We start from the raw sequence: 19,036 nt of genomic DNA, 5'->3' as shown, positions 1-19,036 counted from the left end.
AAAGAAACGAAAGGGATAATTCTACATTCAGACCAAGGATGGCAATATCAAAATAAGAGGTATCAGAGGTTATTAAAAGAAAAAGGCATTATCCAAAGCATGAGCCGAAAAGGCAATTGCTTAGATAATGCCGTAATAGAAAATTTCTTTGGTTTGCTAAAAAGCGAATTATTCTATTTAAAAAAATTTAAATCCGTTGAAGATTTTATAAAAGAGTTAAAATCTTATATAAAATATTATAATACAAAACGGATAAAGATAAAACTAAAAGGACTTAGTCCTGTAGAATACAGAATTAAGTTTCAATTAGTAGCCTAATTAATATGTCCAATATTTTGGGTGCACATCATTTGGATTAATTCCAGCTTTAATGCTTTTTTATGTTATCTATTTATTTGACAAATATCTTTGACGATTTCTCCTGCAATCATTAAGCCTGCGATTGGTGGTACGAAAGAAATACTTCCTAAAGGCTGTTTACGAGTAGAAGCAGGACTATTATCCTTAGAGGTATTCTCTTTAAAATTTACAGTATAATTAGTAAAGGGTTCCTCTGTAGAATAAAGGACTTTTAATTTTTTTATACCTTGTTGTTTTAATGTTTTGCGCATAATGCGAGCAAGAGGACAAGTATGTGTTTTATAGATATCTGTAATTACGAATTTTTGTGGGTCTAATTTATTGGCAGTGCCCATAGAACTCATAATTGGCAGATTGTGTTTATTGGCATTTACAATTAAATTAATTTTAGCTTTTACATCATCTACAGCATCAACAATGTAGGTATAATCGTCATCCCAATTGAAAAAATTGCTTTCAGGTGTATATAATTTTTCTATAGTTGTAACTTTTGCTTGCGGATTGATAGCTAGTATGCGCTCTTTCATCATTAATGTTTTTTTCTGACCAATAGTTGTTTCAAGAGCATGTATTTGACGATTGATATTAGTTAGTGATATATCATCGCTATCAATTAAAATGAATTCACCAATACCACAGCGAGCTAATCCTTCTGCCACATAAGAGCCTACGCCACCAATGCCAAAGATGGCAATTTTACTTTGGGCTAATTTAGACATATTTTCTTCGCCTAATAATAATTCTGTACGGCTAAAACGGTTTAACATAGATTTCTCCTCATTAATAGATAAAATGCACTAAACAGATTAATTTCAATTTGATTAGTCTATTTAGTGCATTTAGTTTTGATAAAGTAAATTTTATTTTATATCGTTTTTAAAGTTGAAAAATGGAAATGCTGAAAAGCTACTTTTTTTATTGTCTTTTTCTTTATTCATGAAATCTGGTAATTTTAAGCTATCATCTGTTTTTGGCTTAACATTATTATCAGTTGTAGCTTTAGTTGCAGTATCTTTATTTTCTGTAGAAGCTTTTTCTTCATTTGGTGAAGCATTATCAGAAAAATCAGTAGCAATGATAGTAGCACGAACTTTGTCGCCTAAATTATCATTGATTACTGTTCCTAAAATAATATTTACATCTGGATGAGTATGTTCATTGATGAATTTACTAGCTTCATTTACTTCATACAAGGATAAAGAAGAATTACCACTGATATTTAAAATAATACCACGAGCACCAGATAAACTTCTTTCTACTAAAGGACTACTAATAGCTTCTTTTACAGCATCTACAGCACTTTCACTGCTTTCACCAATACCCAAGAGTGCATCAGGATGATCACTTTGTTGGAAGATAGATTTTACATCGGCAAAGTCAACATTGATAACGCCTACTGTTAAAATCAATTCAGTTACACAGCGTATACCTTGGCGGAGTACCATATCAGCCATGCGGAAAGCATTTAAAAGTGTTAATTTAGTGCTTGTTTTGATTTTTAATAAATTATCATTGTGAACAGTGATTAATGCGTCCATATAAGGCATTAATTCTTTGATAGAAGCTTCAGCTAATTTTTGTTTACGTGCTCCTTCAAAAGTAAAAGGTACAGTTACTACGCCGACTGATAAGATATTCATATCGTGGGCAATTTTAGCGATTACAGGTAATGCACCAGTACCAGTACCAGCACCAAGTCCTGCTGTTAAAAAGACCATATCAGCACCTTTTAATGCTTGTTTAATCACTTCAGCATCATTTTCGGCTGCTTCATGACCTAAGTTAGCATTACCACCACAACCAAGACCTTTAGTTAAAGTTGTACCTATTTGAATTTTTGTAATATTATCGCTTGTTAAAGATTTTAACTGTTTGTGGTCGGTATTAACTGCAATTAAGTCTAAATCTAAATCAGTGTTTTCGGCAATACGTTTTACTACGTTATTACCACCACCACCAACACCAATTATTTTTATATTAACAATTGCATTTTTTATTCCATTGGTTATTTCACTCAATAAGGGCACCTTCTTAATAGAATTTATATTATTAATAGCTTACCATAATATTTAGGCTTTGAATAGTTTAGAAGTTTTAAATATAATTACCCCTAAAATACCAGATAATACGGAAGCACATAAAATACTGATTTTGGCACTAGCAAGGTAAGAGGCATTGTCAAATGCCAAAGATGCGATAAATAAGGACATAGTGAAACCTATACCGCCTAAAGAACCAGCACCAATTAATTGAGTAGTTTTAGCGCCTTCTGGCATTTTAGCAAAACCTAATTTAAATAAAATGAAAGCTGCACCGCAAATACCTAGAGGCTTACCAATACAAAGACCTAAGATGATACCGATACCAATAGGAGAAAGAATATCAGAAATACCGCCTTCAACAGTAACACCAGCATTTGCTAGAGCAAAAATAGGCATGATAGCATAAGCTGACCATGGTTCAAGTTTATGTTCTAGTTTGTGGAGTAAAGAATTTTCATGGTTTTTATTATCAGCAGGAATTAACATACCTAAACATACGCCAGCGATTGTAGGGTGAATACCTGCATTTAAGAAGGCAACCCAAGCGATTAAACCTACTAATAAATAAGGAAGGAAATTTCTACAATTTAAGCGATTGAGAATAAAAGCACCTAAAAGTGCAACTAAACCAATACCTAAAGCAACAAAAGATATATTAGAATTATAGAAAATAGCAATAACAATAATAGCACCTAAGTCGTCAACAATAGCTAAAGCTGTGAGGAAAATGGCAATACTGCGAGGTGCACCACTAGCAGCGATTGCTAAGATACCTAAGGAAAAGGCGATATCTGTAGCCATAGGAATTCCCCAACCAGAAACAGTATCTTGTCCCATATTTACAAGATAATATAAAATCGCTGGAACAATCATACCACCAATAGCCGCACTTATAGGTAAGATGGTGGCAGATAAAGATTTTAATTCACCAAAGAGAAATTCACGTTTGATTTCAAGACCGATAACAAAGAAGAAAATTGCCATGAGTCCATCATTAATCCAATAAAGTATAGTTAAATCTAAATGCCATTTGGCTGGACCTAATGGCATTTGTGTATTTAAAACTTCATTGTAGAAAGTGGATAAACTCGTATTAGCTAGCACTAATGCTAATATAGCAAAAAGTAAAAGTATTATACCACTAGAAGCTTCATGACGAAAGAATGTCATAAAAGGGGAAGTAAGTAATTCAACATTGCTTTTTACTACATTATTAATTTTTTTTCTCAATAAAATAACCTCTTTTCTTTTTAATATTAATATTATTAATTTATTTACTAAAAATTTGCCTATATAGATTATACATTTTTTTATATAAGTAAGGCAAATATATTTTGAGATAATAATAATTAATCTTTGTATTTTATGTATCTTTGTTGTAAAATAACTATACTGGGATTTTAATGAGCAAGTAAGTTTTGGAGTTGATAAATTTTATGGATAACCTTTTAAGAATAGTATTACCGATGTTAGAAGGGTCACAGGTAACACTACAGATTTTCTTTATTACTTTGGTATTATCGGTGCCGTTAGGTATGCTATTTTCTTTAGCTAGATTATCATCAATAAAACCAATAAGATATTTGACAGAGGTATATATTTGGTTAATGCGTGGTACACCACTTATGTTACAATTATTATTTGTCTACTTTGCATTGCCAATGATTGGAATTCGTTTGCCTGATATAGCAGCTGCATTATTAGCATTTTCTTTGAACTATGCAGCGTATTTTGCTGAAATTTTTAGAGCGGGAATTCAATCTGTCGATAAGGGTCAATATGAAGCTGCTAAAGCTTTAGGTATGAATTATCCACAAATGATGAGACATGTTATTTTGCCACAGGTAATACGCATAGTATTGCCACCTGTAAGTAATGAAACTATAAATTTAGTGAAAGATACTTCACTTATTTACATCTTGGCTATGAATGATTTACTAAGAGTAGCTCGTTCTATAGTACAAAGAGAATTTGATATGACACCGTTTTTAGTAGCAGCTATTTTTTATTTATTTATGACATTTATATTAACATGGGGCTTCAAAAAATTAGAAGCGAAATATAATATTAGTACGAGGTAAAATACGTAATGAGAAAAAGTTTATATATTTTTTCCTTAGTATGTCTTTTTACTTTGCTTTGTATGCAAAGTATGGTTTTTGCAGCTAGCGAAACGGCTACAATAAAGAATTTAAGAATTAGTAATAATAGCGATAAAGTTCGTATTGTAGTTGATGCTGATAAAGAAGTAGATTATCAATCATTTGCATTATCTTCACCTGATAGAGTAGTTATAGATTTAAATGATGCTGCTTTGGCTAAGAATATAGAAAAAGAAGTAGATATCAATAGTAAATATGCTAGCAAAGTAAGAGTTGCACAATTTAAAGATAATGTAGTAAGAGTTGTTGTAGAAACTGATGTAAAAAAATCTGGTTATGATATTTTTGGTATTGTAGGTGGAGAAACACCTTATAGAGTAGCAATGGATTTTGGTAACATTAGTTATGCTGCAATAGGCTCTACTACAGGAAGTTCTACAAGTAGCAGTAGTAATGATACTAGCTATAGAGTTAATGAAGATTTTGATATTGATAAAAATGCAAAATCCGTGTTAAAAGGTAAGAGAATTACTATTGACCCAGGTCATGGTGGCAGTGATTCTGGAGCAATTGGACCAACTGGAGTACGTGAAAAAGACCCAACTTTACGTATTGGCTTAAATCTAGCAGAAATGTTAAAACAATCTGGAGCAAAAGTATATATAACAAGAAAAACAGATACAGATGTTGCTCCACAGCCTGCAACCGATGTGGAAGAATTGCAAGCGCGTGTAGATGTAGGAAATAAAACAAATTCAGATATATTTGTAAGTATACATTTAGATTCCTTTACATCGCCATCAGCTCAAGGTACTACAGGTTATTATTATGTAAATGGTAGTAGCAATAGTGAACGACTTGCTAGATATATAAAAGAGGGCGTTATTGAGCAAATAGGAACATATGATAGAGGTACAAAAACAAGTAATTTCTATGTGGTTAAACATACCCAGATGCCAGCTACATTATTAGAAGTTGCCTTTGTTTCTAACCCAAAAGAAGAAGCCATTTTAAAATCAGATGATGGTGTAAAAAAATCAGCTAAAGGTATTTTTAATGGTATTGTAAGATATTTTAGCGAATTATAAGAAGCAAGCCTTTTCTTAGATATATTGAGAAAAGGCTTGTTTTATTTTAGAAAATATAAAATAAATTTCAAGAATAGAGCAGAAAAATCATATCCTATAACAAAAATGAAATAAAACATTCTTATTGTAAAAATATTATAAAATATTTTGAATTTAACTTGACAAATTTACAATAAAAGGTTATTGTATAAGTCATAGAGATAAATATATTATTTTGTTGTATACAAAAAGTGAATTTATTCACAAATATTATTTTTTATTTCGTTTTATTTGGGGTATATTTTAGGGGTATTGTGAAGAATTTCACAAATAATGATTAGAATTTTGGGGGAGATTTAATAATGCCTAGAAAAAATCAGGGAACAAGACCACATGTTGTTATTCTTGGAGCAGGTTTTGGTGGAATTAAAGCTGCAAAATTATTAGCAGACAAAGATGTAGATGTTACTATTGTTGATAAACATAACTATCATTTATTCCAACCGCTATTATATCAAGTATCTACATCTATTTTATCTGAAGATGAAATTTCTTATCCAATTCGTGCATTTTTCCAGAAAAATGAAAACATCGATTTCTTTATGGCAGAAGCTACAGGATTTGATCCTGCAAATAAAATTGTAAAAACTAGTCATGGGGATATCAGCTATGATTATTTAATTATTGCTACAGGTGCTACTACAAATTATTTTGGTATGAAATCTGTAGAAGAACATTCTTATCCAATGAAAACTTTACGCGAAAGCACATTACTTCGCAATCATCTTATTCGTACATTTGAACGTGCTTCTCGTGTAGAAAATGATAAAGATTTGAAAAAAGCACTTATGACAATCATGATTGTTGGTGGCGGCCCTACTGGTGTTGAAGAAGCAGGTGCTATTTCTGAACTTGTATATAAATGCATGAAAAAAGATTATCATAATCTTAATATGAATGATGTTGATATTAAATTAATCGAAGCTACTGATAAACTTTTACCAATGATGCCAGAAGCTCTTCGCAATAATACAGTAGATGTATTAAGAGGTAAAAAAGTAGATGTTCGTTTAAATACTCAAGTTAGAGACTATGATGGCGAATATATCACATTAAAATGTGGTGAAAAAGAAGAAAAAATTAGAACTCGTACTGTAATTTGGGCAGCAGGCGTTAAAGCTCAGCCAGTTGTAGCAACTCTTGGTGCTGAAGTTGACCGTGCAGGCCGTGTAATTGTAGAAAAAACAACACAGGTAAAAGGCTTCCCAGATATTTATGCTATTGGTGATAGCGCTCATTTTGAACAAGATGGTCGTCCACTTCCAACAATTGCACCAGCTGCATATGAAGCTGCAGAAACTACAGTAAAAAATATTATGCATGCTATTAAAGGTGAAGAACAAGAAATTTTCGTTTACAAAGATTTAGGTAGCATGGCAACAATCGGTGCAGGTGACGCTGTAATGTTCAAAGGCGTTATGAAATCTAAAGGTTTATTTGCATGGATTGCTTGGATGGCAGTACATGTATTGAGACTTGCTGGTCCATTAACAAACTGCACAGTTATCTTTAAATGGGTTATGAACTACTTCTTCGGTGTTCGTATGGCTCGTATTGTAAGAGATTAATATATATTAAAAAATACTTCTGATTGCTTTTAATCAGAAGTATTTTTTATTTTAACAAAGAGAAAGGAATTTATGCTAAATGCGTAAACAAAGAATTATTGGTATTGTAATAATTATAATTATTGTTTTAGCAATATTAGGGATTAATAATCGAAGTATTTTTAATGATGATAAGCAAGTCATACAAGATAAGCAACAAATTAAGCAAGAAAATTTAACTATTGATGAAAAAGTAGATCAGATAGTTGCGTCTATGTCCCAAACAGAAAAACTGGGACAAATGGTGATGATTGGTATTCAAGGGACAAAAGTTGATGATGATAGTTTATATATGTTAAATCAGTACCATATGGGTGGCGTGATTTTATTTGATAGGAATATGGAAAGTCTTGAGCAAGTAAAACAATTAACATCAGATTTACAAGCTCAATCAAATGAAAAAGTTCCTTTATTTATCGGTATAGATGAAGAAGGTGGAGATGTAGTGCGTATGGCAGAAAAATTGACACCAGCTCCATCACAAAAAGAAATTGGGGCAACAGGTGATATTGAGCAAGCTAAAACATGGGCTATAAAAACGGCTAAATCATTAAAAGATATGGGGATTAATGTTAATTTTGCGCCAGTTGCTGATGTAGGTTCTAATGATAAACGTTCATATAGTACAGATGCAAATACAGTAATAGACTTTGTAAGGGCAGCGACTAAGGGCTATCAACAAGAAAATATTATATATAGTTTGAAACATTTTCCAGGCATAGGAAAGGGAAAAGTAGATTCTCATATAGATAGTTCTAGTATTGATGTTGCCAAAGAAGTTTTAATGACAGAAGATATTCTACCATTTAAAACTATTATTGATGAAAGTGATCCAAATGATTATTTTATCTTAGTATCACATTTAAAATATCTTGCTCTTGATGAAGAATATCCAGCTAGTTTATCTTCAAAAATCATGACTGATTTATTGCGCAATAAACTTGGATATAAAGGTATAATTATTACTGACGATATGGAAATGGGTGCAGTAGCAAATCATAATGATTTTAGGTCAATTGGTGTAAATGCTGTAAAAGCTGGTGCGGATATCGTGCTTGTTTGCCATGAGTATAAACATCAACAAGAGGTATATCTTGGTCTATTAGACGCTGTTAATAGTGGTGAAATTAGTCAAGAGCGCATAGATGAATCTGTAAAAAGAATTATCAAAGTGAAATTATTACATTTATATCAATGATATAATTTAGCATAAAATATAAAATGGATAATAAAAAAGGATAGATAGAAGATTTTTCTATTTATCCTTTTATTTATATAGAGTTATTTTTAGTTAGTAAATTTTACAATAAAAGTAATTTTACCTTTATTATAACTGACTTTTATGGTGCCTTTTAATAATTTTACAAGTTCTTCTGCAATGGAAAGTCCGATACCATAACCTGCTTTTTCACTGCTATGAGAAGTATCTTCACGGTAAAATCTTTCAAAAAAACGCGAGTAATCAATATTTTTGCCATCAATATAATCATTGGTTACAGATAAAGTTACTGTTTTTTTGGATTGAGATAATTTTACTTCAACAAGACCTTTATCATCGCAGTATTTTACTGCATTATCGATAAGAATATTTACTAATTCATATAGATATTTATATTCAGATAAAATAGAGACATCAGGTTTAACTTGATATTTTAAAAATTTTTCTTGGTCTGTAGCCATTTGTTGGAAAGATTTAGCCACTTCAATGGTTGTTTCAGAAAAATTAGTAGAAGTAAAACAAAGATTTTCTGTAGAGTATTCGCTCATTTTGGATAAGGTGATTAATTCATTAATCAATTTAGATAAGCGTTGTATCTGTTTTAAAATATTTTCTGTCCATTGATTTTTACCGTTGATTAACTCAATGGCTTCAGTATTGGCTGAAATTATCGCTATAGGCGTTTTCAATTCATGACCAGCATTAGTGATAAATCTTTTTTGATTTTCCATATTGCGAATGAATGGTTTTATCGCGAGTTTACTCAAAATTGCTAAGATGATGATATAGAGAATAATACACACTAGACCTAATTCAATAGAATCTTGGATAAAGTCTTGGATTATAGCCATATCACGAGTACAGTCCATAATGACAATTAAGGTATCATTATTTGGCAATTTTGTAATTTGATAAGCATAGCTAGCACGGTCTTTTTTGAAAATACCATTACTTTTATCTTTTTGTACAGCCATTTGTGCATATTGAATGGCTTCTGTTTCTGTAAAAGCAGCGATATTTTTTATATTTATTTCTTTTATATAATTTTGGTCATCTACAAGAACACTAAAATAGCGTATCTGGTAGGGAAAATCAGGTGTATCTCCTGTCCAATCCGTTTCACTAAACCATGTAGTATTTGGTGGTAATTTATGTTCAGAAATTCTTCCATTATTTTGGGAAATATAGATAAGAAATGAATCAATCTGAGCATTTATTCTGATATAAGCTACACTTGTGACAAGACTTAAGGCACCAATAACAATAATTGTTACTGTAGCGGTAGAGATTAAGATGAATTTTCGGCGAAGTTTTTTTATTACATTCATGATAGATACACTCTTTAATTATTTATTTTTTTGTAAGTAAAAAATCTTGTCCTTTTTGCCCGAAAATTTGAATATCGGCATTGATGGCTTCTAATTTTTCGCGTAAATAAGAGATATATATCCATACTATATTTTCATCAGCATCTATTTCATCAGCCCATATTGCAGAAAATATATGATTAGTGGATAATGATTTATCCATATTAGTCATGAAAAGCTTCATTAATTTAGTTTCTTTGTGATTTAAACTTATGGAGTTTTTGCAAGACAAATTTTGTTCTTCGATATTTAAATGAACAGAGCCAGCAGATAGAGTCAGTGGTGAAAATTGCGTATTTCTGCGAGTTAAAGAGCGTATACGAGCTAATAATTCGCCAACAGAAAAAGGCTTCATTAGATAATCATCAGCGCCAGCATCAAGTCCTGTAATGCGGTCATCTATTTCTGATTTAGCTGTCAGCATAATCACGGGTGAAAGATTTCCTTTTTGGCGAATTATTTTTAATGCTTCAATTCCACTCATTTTAGGCATCATAATATCGAAGATTAGGCAATCATATACATTTTCTAAGGCTTTTTCCATAGCGGCTTGACCATCATAAACGCTATCTACATCATAGCCTGAATGTTGTAAAATTGCAGTCAAAGCACTAGACATATCTTTTTCGTCTTCAGCTAATAGTATTTTCATAAAGATACTCCTTATTTTTTATAATGTAGTTAATTTTCAGCGTTGATTAAATTTCTAATAGTTTGCATAGAAACATCACAAGCTGCTAATTCATCAGCGCAACGTTTTAATTCTTTTACGATTAATTCTGGATTTTTGATGTCATGTTTATATTTCATTTGATGTTCTAGACTAGCCCAGCTATCCATAGCAATGGTGCGAACTTGAATTTCAGCAAAAAATTTACCAGGGTTATTGCCTAGAATATCTTCATAGGGAGCAGTGATTTCAACTATTAAATGATAACTTCTATAACCATTTGGTTTTACATTTTTTATATAATCTTTTTCTTTGATTATTTTTAAATTAGGAAGAGATTTTAAATAATCAATGTTTTTGTAGATATCATCAATAAAGCGACAGATGATACGAATACCGATGGCATCTTGAATATCATGTAGAGCAGAATAAGTTGTCTGCGGTAGATTTTTGCGAGTGCATTTTTCAAGCATGCTATCTTTATCTTTTACACGATAAATCAAGTGTTCATAGGCCTTTTCGCCACTTTTTTGCACTTCCATATCATTATAAGTTTTTATCTGTGAAATTATATTATCTAAAATTATATTGAGAGTTGGTTCATATTTTCCGTAAATATTAAAGTGGGTCATGACTATCACCTGCTTTGGATTTATCAATTTGATTATTTAGAGAAAATGCTCCCTAAATAGAAAGCAAAATATTTGCTTTGCTATAAGGGAGCATTTCTAAATAAATATTTTGTTCCGTTGTAAATTAACTATTGAAACTTATTTTAAAGCTTCAGCTAATTTAGCATTTGTTTCACGTGCGGAGCCAACACTTGCGTCGAACATAGCTTGTTCTTTTTCGTTGAGGTCAAGAACAGTAATTTCTTTGATACCGCCTTTACCAAGAACAGCAGGAACACCAGCGCAAACGTCATGTTCGCCATATTCGCCATCGAGGTAGCAAATGCTGGAGATTGTAAGACCGCTGTCTTTAGCGATTGCTTCTGCCATAGTAGCAGCAGTTGTACCAGGAGCGTACCAAGCGGAAGTACCGAGTAAGCTTGTTAAAGTACCGCCACCTACTTGAGTAGCATGTTCGATTTCAGCAAGTTTTTCTTCAGAAAGGAGTTCAGTAACAGGTCTGCCTTTATAAGATGCAAAACGAGTAAGAGGAACCATAAGGTCACCATGAGCACCGATTACCATAGCGTTGATATCACGAACTGGGCAACCAATAGCTTGAGCTAAATAGTATTCAAAACGGCTACCATCTAAGAGACCGCTCATACCGATTACACGGTTACGTGGAAGACCACTGTCTTTAAGTGCAAGGTAAGTAAGAGTATCTACAGGGTTGGAAACGATGATGAATACTGCTTCTGGAGAATGTTTTAAAGCCTGGTCCATAACACCTTTAACGATTTTGGAGTTAACACCGATAAGGTCTGTACGGCTCATACCAGGTTTACGAGGAATACCAGAAGTAATAACTACAACGTCGGAATTTTCTGTTGCTTTGTAAGCTTCGTCAGCTTTAGCAGCATCATCCATAGGTGCAGTTACACCGATGATTTTAGTATCGATGTGCATCATCTGTGCAGTCTGCATCATATCCATAGCTTTACCTTCGGATACACCAGGTTTAACATCGAGAAGTACAACTTCTGTTGCAAAATTTTTGAGTGCGAGTACGTTAGCGCAAGTAGCACCTACGTTACCTGCTCCGATAACTGAAATTTTCATAATATGAACATCTCCCTATAATGTGAAAATCTATTCATCTTTAGTTTAACTAGATAAAGTTAAAATGTCAATAAAAATAGGATAAATATTTGCAATTCTACAATAAATTATTACTATTTATACTACTTATTATTTATAGTAATATATAGTTTATTTAGAAGTTATAGAGTAAAGGCTCTAAGTAAAAAACCTAGAGCCTTTACCTTAAAATTTATTAAACTGTATAGTAATTTACAAGTTTAGCATCAAAAATACCATCTAAATTTATAATTTGTTGCATAACTGTATCAGGAATTTCGTTATCAATAGTTAAAACCATCATACTAGTACCAGCAATTTTTGTTTTACCAACTTGCATACCAGAAATATTAATGTTAGCATATCCTAAAAGTGAACCGATAGTACCGATAACACCAGGACGGTTAATATGTGGACAAATGAGGATGCGAGCATGAGGGTCAACGTCAACACGATAAGAATTAATGCTGACAATACGACCTTCTTCACCAAATAATGTACCCTGAATAGTTTCTGTTTTACCAGAAGATGTAATAGAAATTGTGATTAAGTTAGCGAAGTTTTCTACAGCTTTATCTTTTATTTCTGTGATTTTGATATTGCGTTCTTTAGCAAGGCTTGGAGCATTTACGTAGTTTACATTGCTTTCTAAGATAGGATTTAACATACCTTTAATAGCAGCAATAGTAATCATTTTTGTATCAACATCAGCAATTTCACCATTATATTTAATAGTTACTTCGCTGATAGGACCATCAGCTAAAGAGCAAGCTGTGCAACCAAGACGTTCTGCTAAATCTAGATAAGGTTTGATGAATTTCATAGTTTGAGGAGAAACTGGAGCCATATTAACAGCTGTAGATACAGGTTCACCATTTAATGCAGCTACAATTCCTTGTGCTACATCTACGGAAACACCTACTTGAGCTTCTACTGTGGAAGCACCTAAATGAGGTGTTAAAGTTACGCCAGGAAGACCAATTAATGGATGATTTGGATCGATAGGTTCACTTTCAAATACGTCTATTGCAGCGCCAGCAACATGACCAGATTTAACAGCATCAGCTAAATCTTGTTCATTGATGATACCACCACGAGCGCAGTTTATTAAGCGAACACCATTTTTCATTTTAGCGATATTATCTTTGTTGAGCATGCCTTTTGTTTTTGGAGTGAGTGGCATATGTACTGTGATAAAATCGGATTGTTTAATTAATTCATCAAGAGAAACAACTTTAATGCCTAAGGAATGAGCACGTTCTTCATTGACATATGGATCATAGCCAATAACATTCATATCGAAAGCCAATGCGCGAGTAGCTACACCACTACCAATACGACCAAGACCGATTACACCAAGTGTTTTACCGCGAAGTTCTACACCTGTATATTTTTTACGGTTCCATTCGCCGTGTTGCATTGTTTCATTAGCGACAGCAATATTTCTTGCCATAGCCATCATCATGCCCATTGTGTGTTCTGTGGCAGCAATTGTGTTTCCACCAGGAGAATTTATTACCATAATACCATGTGCAGTAGCGGCATTAATGTCAATATTATCAGTACCAACACCTGCACGACCAACGATTTTTAATTTTTTAGCACGTTCGATAACTTCTTTTGTTACTTTAGAAGCACTGCGTACGATTAGACCATCAAAATCAGGAATAATTTCTAAAAGTTCTTCAGCTGGTAATTTGTCTTTGATTACTGTTTCAAAGCCAGCTTTTTGCAAAATTTCGATACCCTTAGGGGAAACACCATCTGCTACTAATATTTTCATATATTTCTCTCTCCTTGATAAAAGTAGAACTAAAAAATACAATTGTGTAATAATATTGTATATCTAAATATTCTATTGTGTTCAATTGAAATCGTCAAGTATAATTTTTTTAATATAAATTTAATACTATATAATTATATTTTGTTATACAATAAATATGTAAATATATATAATGATAATAAATATATATTAATTTTTTAAAGAAAGGATAATAGAACGTATGTCCCTAAAAAAAATGAAAGATATATGTATGGTCTTATCTATATGTATGAACATTGGTATGCCAGCTTGTTTGGCAGATGATTTATCTATTGATGAAGCTGTAGATATGGCATTAGCTAAAAATAATGATGTAAAGATTGCTAATGAAGAAAAAATGGCAGCACAAGCAAATTATGAAGTTACAAAAGGAGCAAATGGTGTAAGTATTTCTTTAGGAAGTAGTCTATCAGCTAGAGATAGTGCAGATACAACTTTTGAGCGAGGTAATAGTAATAGTATTTCAGCAACATTGCCTCTTTACACAGGAAATAAAAATGAGCTAAATATTGATAATAAAAAATTAGAATTATTAAAGTCTGAATTGAATTTAGAACGCACAGAAGAAACTATTAAATATAATACAATAAAAGCTTATTTTGATATATTAGAAGCAAAGCAAAATGTAAATATTGAACAAGAGTCTGTAAATAATTATGAAAGTCATTTGACAGATGTAAGAAATCTCTATGCTGCAGGCAGTATACCAAAATCAGATGTACTTCGTTCAGAAGTTGCCTTATCAAATGCGCAACAATCCTTGATTATAGCACAAAATGATTATGAAATAAATTTAAGTACATTCCGTAATATCATAAAAATTGATCGAAATGAACCTATTAATTTAACTGATGATTTTGTATATCAAATAGTTAGAATGTCTTTACCTGAATGTTTAGATTATGCTATGGCTTATCGCAAAGATAGAATAGCAAGTCAGATAGATGTAGAAATTGCTAAAAATAATATTGATGTGGCTAAAGCTGGATATTTGCCAACAGTGAATTTATCTGTAAGTACAAGTTGGGATAAACAGGCATTACCTAGTGGCAATGACCATGATTATCAAGCTGGTGTATCTGCCAATTGGAATATTTTCGATAATAATGTAACAAAATCAAATGTAAAATCAGCAGAAGCTAGTTATAATAAAGCAGAATATGAATTATCAGATACAGAAGATACTATTGATTTAGAAGTAAGACAAGCTTATTTAAATATGAGAGAAGCTGAAAGACGTTTTAATTCTACAGCAATGGCAGTAAAACAAGCAGAAGAAGATTATTTCATCGCTACTGAAAAATATAAAGTTGGTGCAGGTATAATCTTAGATGTAATTGATGCAGAATTAGCGCTCTCACAAGCTAGATTAAACTATGCAAGTGCTCAATATGATTATGCTAGATATAAAGCTAATCTAGAATATGTTATTGGAACACCAAAGGGAGAAACAATAGATGGATAAAGTGAAGTTAAAAAAATGGGCAAAAATAATATTGGTATTGGTAGTTGTAATAATAGCTATTGTTGCTGGTTATAAATATTATGCACAAAAACAAGAAGAAGCGAAAAAACCAGTAGTAAATACAGCTCAAGTTCAATATATGAGCATGAAATCAATTGTTTCAGCTACAGGAACAATAAAGCCAGTAGAGTCAGTAGAAGTAAGCTCTAAAATTACAGCTCGTGTAAAACAAGTATTAGTAAAAGAAAATGATACTGTAACTCAAGGTCAAACTGTAGCTTTATTAGACGGAAAAGACTATGAAACTCAAAAAGAACAAGCAGAATTTACTTTGAAAAATGCTAAGATAATTTATGACAGAACTAATTATTTATATAATATAGGAGCAAAATCTAAAGAGGATTTAGATAATGCTCAATACAATTACGATACAGCACAAAGTAAATTGGAAGAAGCAGAGTCAAATCTATCCGAAACAGTAATAGTATCACCTATGGATGGGGTAGTAATTGGTGAACCTGTTACAGATGGTACCATGGCGGTACAGGGAAATAGCAATCCTACTGTAATTATGCGTATTGCTGATTTATCAAGAAAGCAGATTTTTGCTAAAGTAGACGAAACAGATATCGGCAGTGTAAGAGTAGGGCAAAAAGCTACTTTTACCGTAGATGCTTATAATGGTAAGACTTTTACAGCTACTGTATCTAAAATTTCACAAACAGATATGGATAATAGCTGGAATATAAGCAATTCATCAAGCAGTAGTTCATCTTCATCAGCAGCGGTAATTTATTATAGTGTAACTTTAGATGTAGATGATCCAGAAGGTTTATTGATGCCTTCAATGACTGCTCGTGTAGAAATTGAAACTGCAAATAAAGATAGTGCTTTAGCTGTACCACTTTCAGCTTTAAAAACTGATAAAAATGGAACATATGTAATTGTTATCAAAGATGATGGCACAACAGAAAATCGCTATGTAGAAACAGGTATATATGGTGATGAATTTGTAGAAATTATAAATGGTTTATCTGAAAATGAAAAAGTAGATGTTACCATGGTTAAAAAATCAACTACTGCAACTTCTGCTAGACCAGGACCACCAATTCACTAAGAAAGGAAAATAGTGATATGAATGAAACAAGAGAAATTACTATTGAACTTTCAGGCATAAAAAAGCTTTATCAAGTGGGAACACAAGAAGTAGCAGCTTTAAATGGTATAGATTTAAAAATCTATAAAGGTGAATTTGCAGCACTTATGGGGCCATCAGGTTCAGGAAAATCTACTTTAATGAATATATTAGGTTGTTTAGATAGACCGACTTGTGGTTCATATAAATTAGATGGTAGAGAAATTGCTCATTTAAGTGATGATGAGCTTGCTAAGACTCGCAATAAAAAAATAGGTTTTGTCTTTCAGAATTTTAATTTATTATCAAAGATAACTGCGTTAGATAATGTAGCATTGCCTTTAGTTTATGCTGGAGTAGGCATGAAAGAAAGATTGGAGAGAGCACATCATTATTTAAAAGCTGTTGGCTTAGATGACAGGGCAGACCATAAACCAAATGAATTATCAGGTGGGCAAAGACAGCGTGTAGCAATTGCTAGAGCTTTAGTCAATGACCCAAGTATTATCATGGCAGACGAACCTACTGGTAATTTAGATACAAAATCAACAAAGGAAATCATGGAGATTTTTATCAAATTACATGAAGAAGGAAAAACCATGATTTTAGTAACACATGAACCAGATATTGCGGCATGTGCTTCACGTCAATTATTAGTAGTTGATGGAAAAATAACAAAAGATGCAGGCAAGGGGGTAGTAATGGATGTTATTTAAAGAAACTGTGCAAATGGCTATATCGGCTTTATGGGCAAATAAAATGCGTTCATTATTGACTATGCTTGGAATTATAATTGGTGTAGGTGCCGTTATAGCAATGGTTTCTATTGGTATGGGGGTACGAAAACAGGTAGAAGATTCTATTGCTAGCTTGGGTAGTAATATGTTGATTATCAATGCTAGTGCGACAAAAAATGCGACTGGTGTTCGCCAAGCGGCTGGTTCAAATGTGCGCTTGAAATTAGATGATGCAGAAGCTATAAAAAAGAAAATAAAAGATGTAGAATATGTTTCGCCACAGGTACAAAAAAATTATCAAATAGTAAGTGGTAATCAAAACTGGAATACACAGGTTGTAGGTGTAATTCCAGATTATATGTATATTCGTTCTTTAAGTATTGCAAATGGTACTTTTATTACAGAAAAAGATGTAGAAACAAGAGCTCGTGTAGCTGTTATTGGAACGACTGTAGCAAGTAATTTATTTGGTGAAGAAAATCCAGTGGGTAAAAATATTCGTATAAATAATGACCCATTTAAAGTAGTAGGGATTTTAGAAAGTAAAGGTCAATCTAGTGTGGGTCAAGACCAAGATGATATCGTAATAGTACCTTTGACTACTGTTATGACGCGTATAATGGCTATAGATTATGTACAGCAAATAAGTGTACAGGTAACATCGGCAGATAAGATGGATTCTGTACAAGCTGAAATTGAAAATTTAATGCGACAACGCCATAAAATTACAGGAGATAAAGAAGATGATTTCACTGTAAGAAATTTGACTAGTATTATGGAAACTATGACTAGTACAAGTACAATGCTTACAATTTTATTAGGAAGTGTAGCGGGTATTTCTTTGCTCGTTGGCGGTATTGGTATTATGAATATAATGATGGTATCAGTAACTGAAAGAACGAGAGAAATTGGCATTCGTAAAGCATTAGGTGCAACGTATAATAATATTATGTTCCAATTTTTGATTGAAGCTGTATTTGTAGGGATTATAGGTGGTTTAATTGGTATAGGTGTTGGCGTTGGTTTAGCTACAGCGATAGCTCAATTTGGCGGATTTACAACAGTTATCACTATAGAACCAATTATTATATCTTTTATGTTCTCTGTAGGCATAAGCTTATTCTTTGGTATTTATCCAGCGAGAAAAGCTGCCAAATTAGACCCTATTGAAGCACTTCGTTATGAATAAGTTCATAGATAATTTAAATAAAGGCGAATAGCAATATATTTGTCTTTATTTTTGTAAAAAATTTTTTTATGAAAGGTATTTTTTAGTATTGTAGCGAATTATATAATATATGATATATATTATAGTGATAAATAAAGGGAGGCTTAAAGCTGTTATAAATAATATATAATTTTATATAAAAATCTATAAATTATTTAAAGATTATGATATGGCACTATTGAGGTGATAATATGAAATATTACTCAATAGGAGAATTTGCAGACAAAATATGGAACAACAATTGAAATTATTGATAATACAGAGAGAACTGAAGAACAAGAGTTAGTAGAAGATTTAATTCAAATAGTTACTGTATTTAGTTGTAGACTTCAAGGAAAAAGAGCTAATAAAGCTAAAAAAATGATTAAGGAGTTAATAGAAGATGATACTTGCGAAAAAAGTTA

Annotated in this window: 17 protein-coding genes and 1 pseudogene; 10 read left to right on the top strand and 8 right to left on the bottom strand. The window is 32.0% G+C overall.

Going from position 1 to position 19,036, the window contains the following annotated elements; translation table 11 throughout:
• A partial coding sequence (locus BMX03_RS09910; protein ID WP_143052090.1) for an IS3 family transposase occupies positions 1-318 on the top strand: 318 nt, incomplete at its 5' end.
• Between the two features lie 65 nt (positions 319-383).
• Here BMX03_RS09910 and BMX03_RS09905 read toward each other — a convergent pair.
• From BMX03_RS09905 to nhaA, 3 genes are all read right to left on the bottom strand, one after another.
• A complete protein-coding gene (locus BMX03_RS09905) occupies positions 384-1,127 on the bottom strand; it encodes a tRNA threonylcarbamoyladenosine dehydratase (RefSeq protein WP_075555180.1) in 744 nt (247 codons plus the stop codon).
• Positions 1,128-1,220: 93 nt separating this feature from the next.
• The gene (gene ftsZ, locus BMX03_RS09900) at positions 1,221-2,378 is read right to left on the bottom strand and encodes a cell division protein FtsZ (RefSeq protein ID WP_091695150.1); all 1,158 of its coding nucleotides are present in this window, start codon (positions 2,376-2,378) and stop codon (positions 1,221-1,223) included.
• Between the two features lie 51 nt (positions 2,379-2,429).
• The gene (gene nhaA / locus BMX03_RS09895; protein WP_022227586.1) at positions 2,430-3,632 is read right to left on the bottom strand and encodes a Na+/H+ antiporter NhaA; all 1,203 of its coding nucleotides are present in this window, start codon (positions 3,630-3,632) and stop codon (positions 2,430-2,432) included.
• Between the two features lie 206 nt (positions 3,633-3,838).
• Between nhaA and BMX03_RS09890 the strand changes: the two genes are divergently transcribed.
• The 4 genes from BMX03_RS09890 (at position 3,839) to BMX03_RS09875 (ending at position 8,436) form a co-directional block, all read left to right on the top strand.
• Positions 3,839-4,483, top strand: a complete 645-nt coding sequence (locus tag BMX03_RS09890) for an amino acid ABC transporter permease (protein WP_008538772.1) — start codon at positions 3,839-3,841, stop codon at positions 4,481-4,483.
• Positions 4,484-4,491: 8 nt separating this feature from the next.
• Positions 4,492-5,592, top strand: coding sequence for an N-acetylmuramoyl-L-alanine amidase (locus tag BMX03_RS09885; protein ID WP_008538770.1), 1,101 nt, complete (start codon positions 4,492-4,494; stop codon positions 5,590-5,592).
• A gap of 341 nt (positions 5,593-5,933) precedes the next feature.
• Positions 5,934-7,199 carry an NAD(P)/FAD-dependent oxidoreductase gene (locus BMX03_RS09880; RefSeq protein WP_091695146.1) on the top strand — a complete coding sequence of 422 codons (1,266 nt, stop codon included), beginning with the start codon at positions 5,934-5,936 and terminating at the stop codon, positions 7,197-7,199.
• Positions 7,200-7,278: 79 nt separating this feature from the next.
• Positions 7,279-8,436 (top strand): glycoside hydrolase family 3 protein, encoded by a 1,158-nt coding sequence (locus tag BMX03_RS09875; protein ID WP_091695144.1) that lies wholly within the window; start codon positions 7,279-7,281, stop codon positions 8,434-8,436.
• 89 nt (positions 8,437-8,525) lie between these two features.
• On the opposite strand, the gene BMX03_RS09870 is transcribed toward BMX03_RS09875, so the two are convergent.
• From BMX03_RS09870 to serA, 5 genes are all read right to left on the bottom strand, one after another.
• Positions 8,526-9,785: a sensor histidine kinase gene (locus BMX03_RS09870; protein ID WP_015562876.1), complete on the bottom strand. Its 1,260-nt coding sequence runs from the start codon at positions 9,783-9,785 to the stop codon at positions 8,526-8,528.
• Between the two features lie 22 nt (positions 9,786-9,807).
• Entirely contained in the window at positions 9,808-10,476 is a 669-nt protein-coding gene (locus BMX03_RS09865) for a response regulator transcription factor (protein ID WP_022227589.1), read from the bottom strand.
• A 29-nt stretch (positions 10,477-10,505) separates the two neighbouring features.
• Positions 10,506-11,126 carry a GTP pyrophosphokinase gene (locus BMX03_RS09860; protein WP_018999567.1) on the bottom strand — a complete coding sequence of 207 codons (621 nt, stop codon included), beginning with the start codon at positions 11,124-11,126 and terminating at the stop codon, positions 10,506-10,508.
• 138 nt (positions 11,127-11,264) lie between these two features.
• Entirely contained in the window at positions 11,265-12,227 is a 963-nt protein-coding gene (locus BMX03_RS09855; RefSeq protein ID WP_018999568.1) for a malate dehydrogenase, read from the bottom strand.
• A 214-nt stretch (positions 12,228-12,441) separates the two neighbouring features.
• Positions 12,442-14,028, bottom strand: coding sequence for a phosphoglycerate dehydrogenase (gene serA / locus BMX03_RS09850; protein ID WP_018999569.1), 1,587 nt, complete (start codon positions 14,026-14,028; stop codon positions 12,442-12,444).
• Positions 14,029-14,263: 235 nt separating this feature from the next.
• On the opposite strand from serA, the gene BMX03_RS09845 reads away from it, so the two are divergent.
• From BMX03_RS09845 to BMX03_RS09825, 5 genes and pseudogenes are all read left to right on the top strand, one after another.
• On the top strand, positions 14,264-15,532 hold the full coding sequence (locus BMX03_RS09845) for a TolC family protein (RefSeq protein WP_255361477.1): 1,269 nt from the start codon (positions 14,264-14,266) through the stop codon (positions 15,530-15,532).
• Positions 15,525-16,649 (top strand): efflux RND transporter periplasmic adaptor subunit, encoded by a 1,125-nt coding sequence (locus BMX03_RS09840; protein ID WP_022227593.1) that lies wholly within the window; start codon positions 15,525-15,527, stop codon positions 16,647-16,649. The genes BMX03_RS09845 and BMX03_RS09840 overlap by 8 nt, the downstream gene beginning before the upstream one ends.
• A gap of 17 nt (positions 16,650-16,666) precedes the next feature.
• The gene (locus tag BMX03_RS09835; RefSeq protein WP_015562871.1) at positions 16,667-17,383 is read left to right on the top strand and encodes an ABC transporter ATP-binding protein; all 717 of its coding nucleotides are present in this window, start codon (positions 16,667-16,669) and stop codon (positions 17,381-17,383) included.
• Entirely contained in the window at positions 17,373-18,593 is a 1,221-nt protein-coding gene (locus BMX03_RS09830) for an ABC transporter permease (protein ID WP_091695139.1), read from the top strand. Before BMX03_RS09835 ends, BMX03_RS09830 begins: the two co-directional genes overlap by 11 nt.
• Positions 18,594-18,842: 249 nt before the next feature.
• Positions 18,843-19,036: pseudogene (locus tag BMX03_RS09825) on the top strand (IS607 family transposase); the annotation flags it as partial.

The organism is Megamonas sp. Calf98-2, assembly GCF_900110235.1.
Lineage (GTDB): Bacteria > Bacillota > Negativicutes > Selenomonadales > Selenomonadaceae > Megamonas > Megamonas funiformis.
This window is presented reverse-complemented; position numbering and strand designations above follow the sequence as displayed.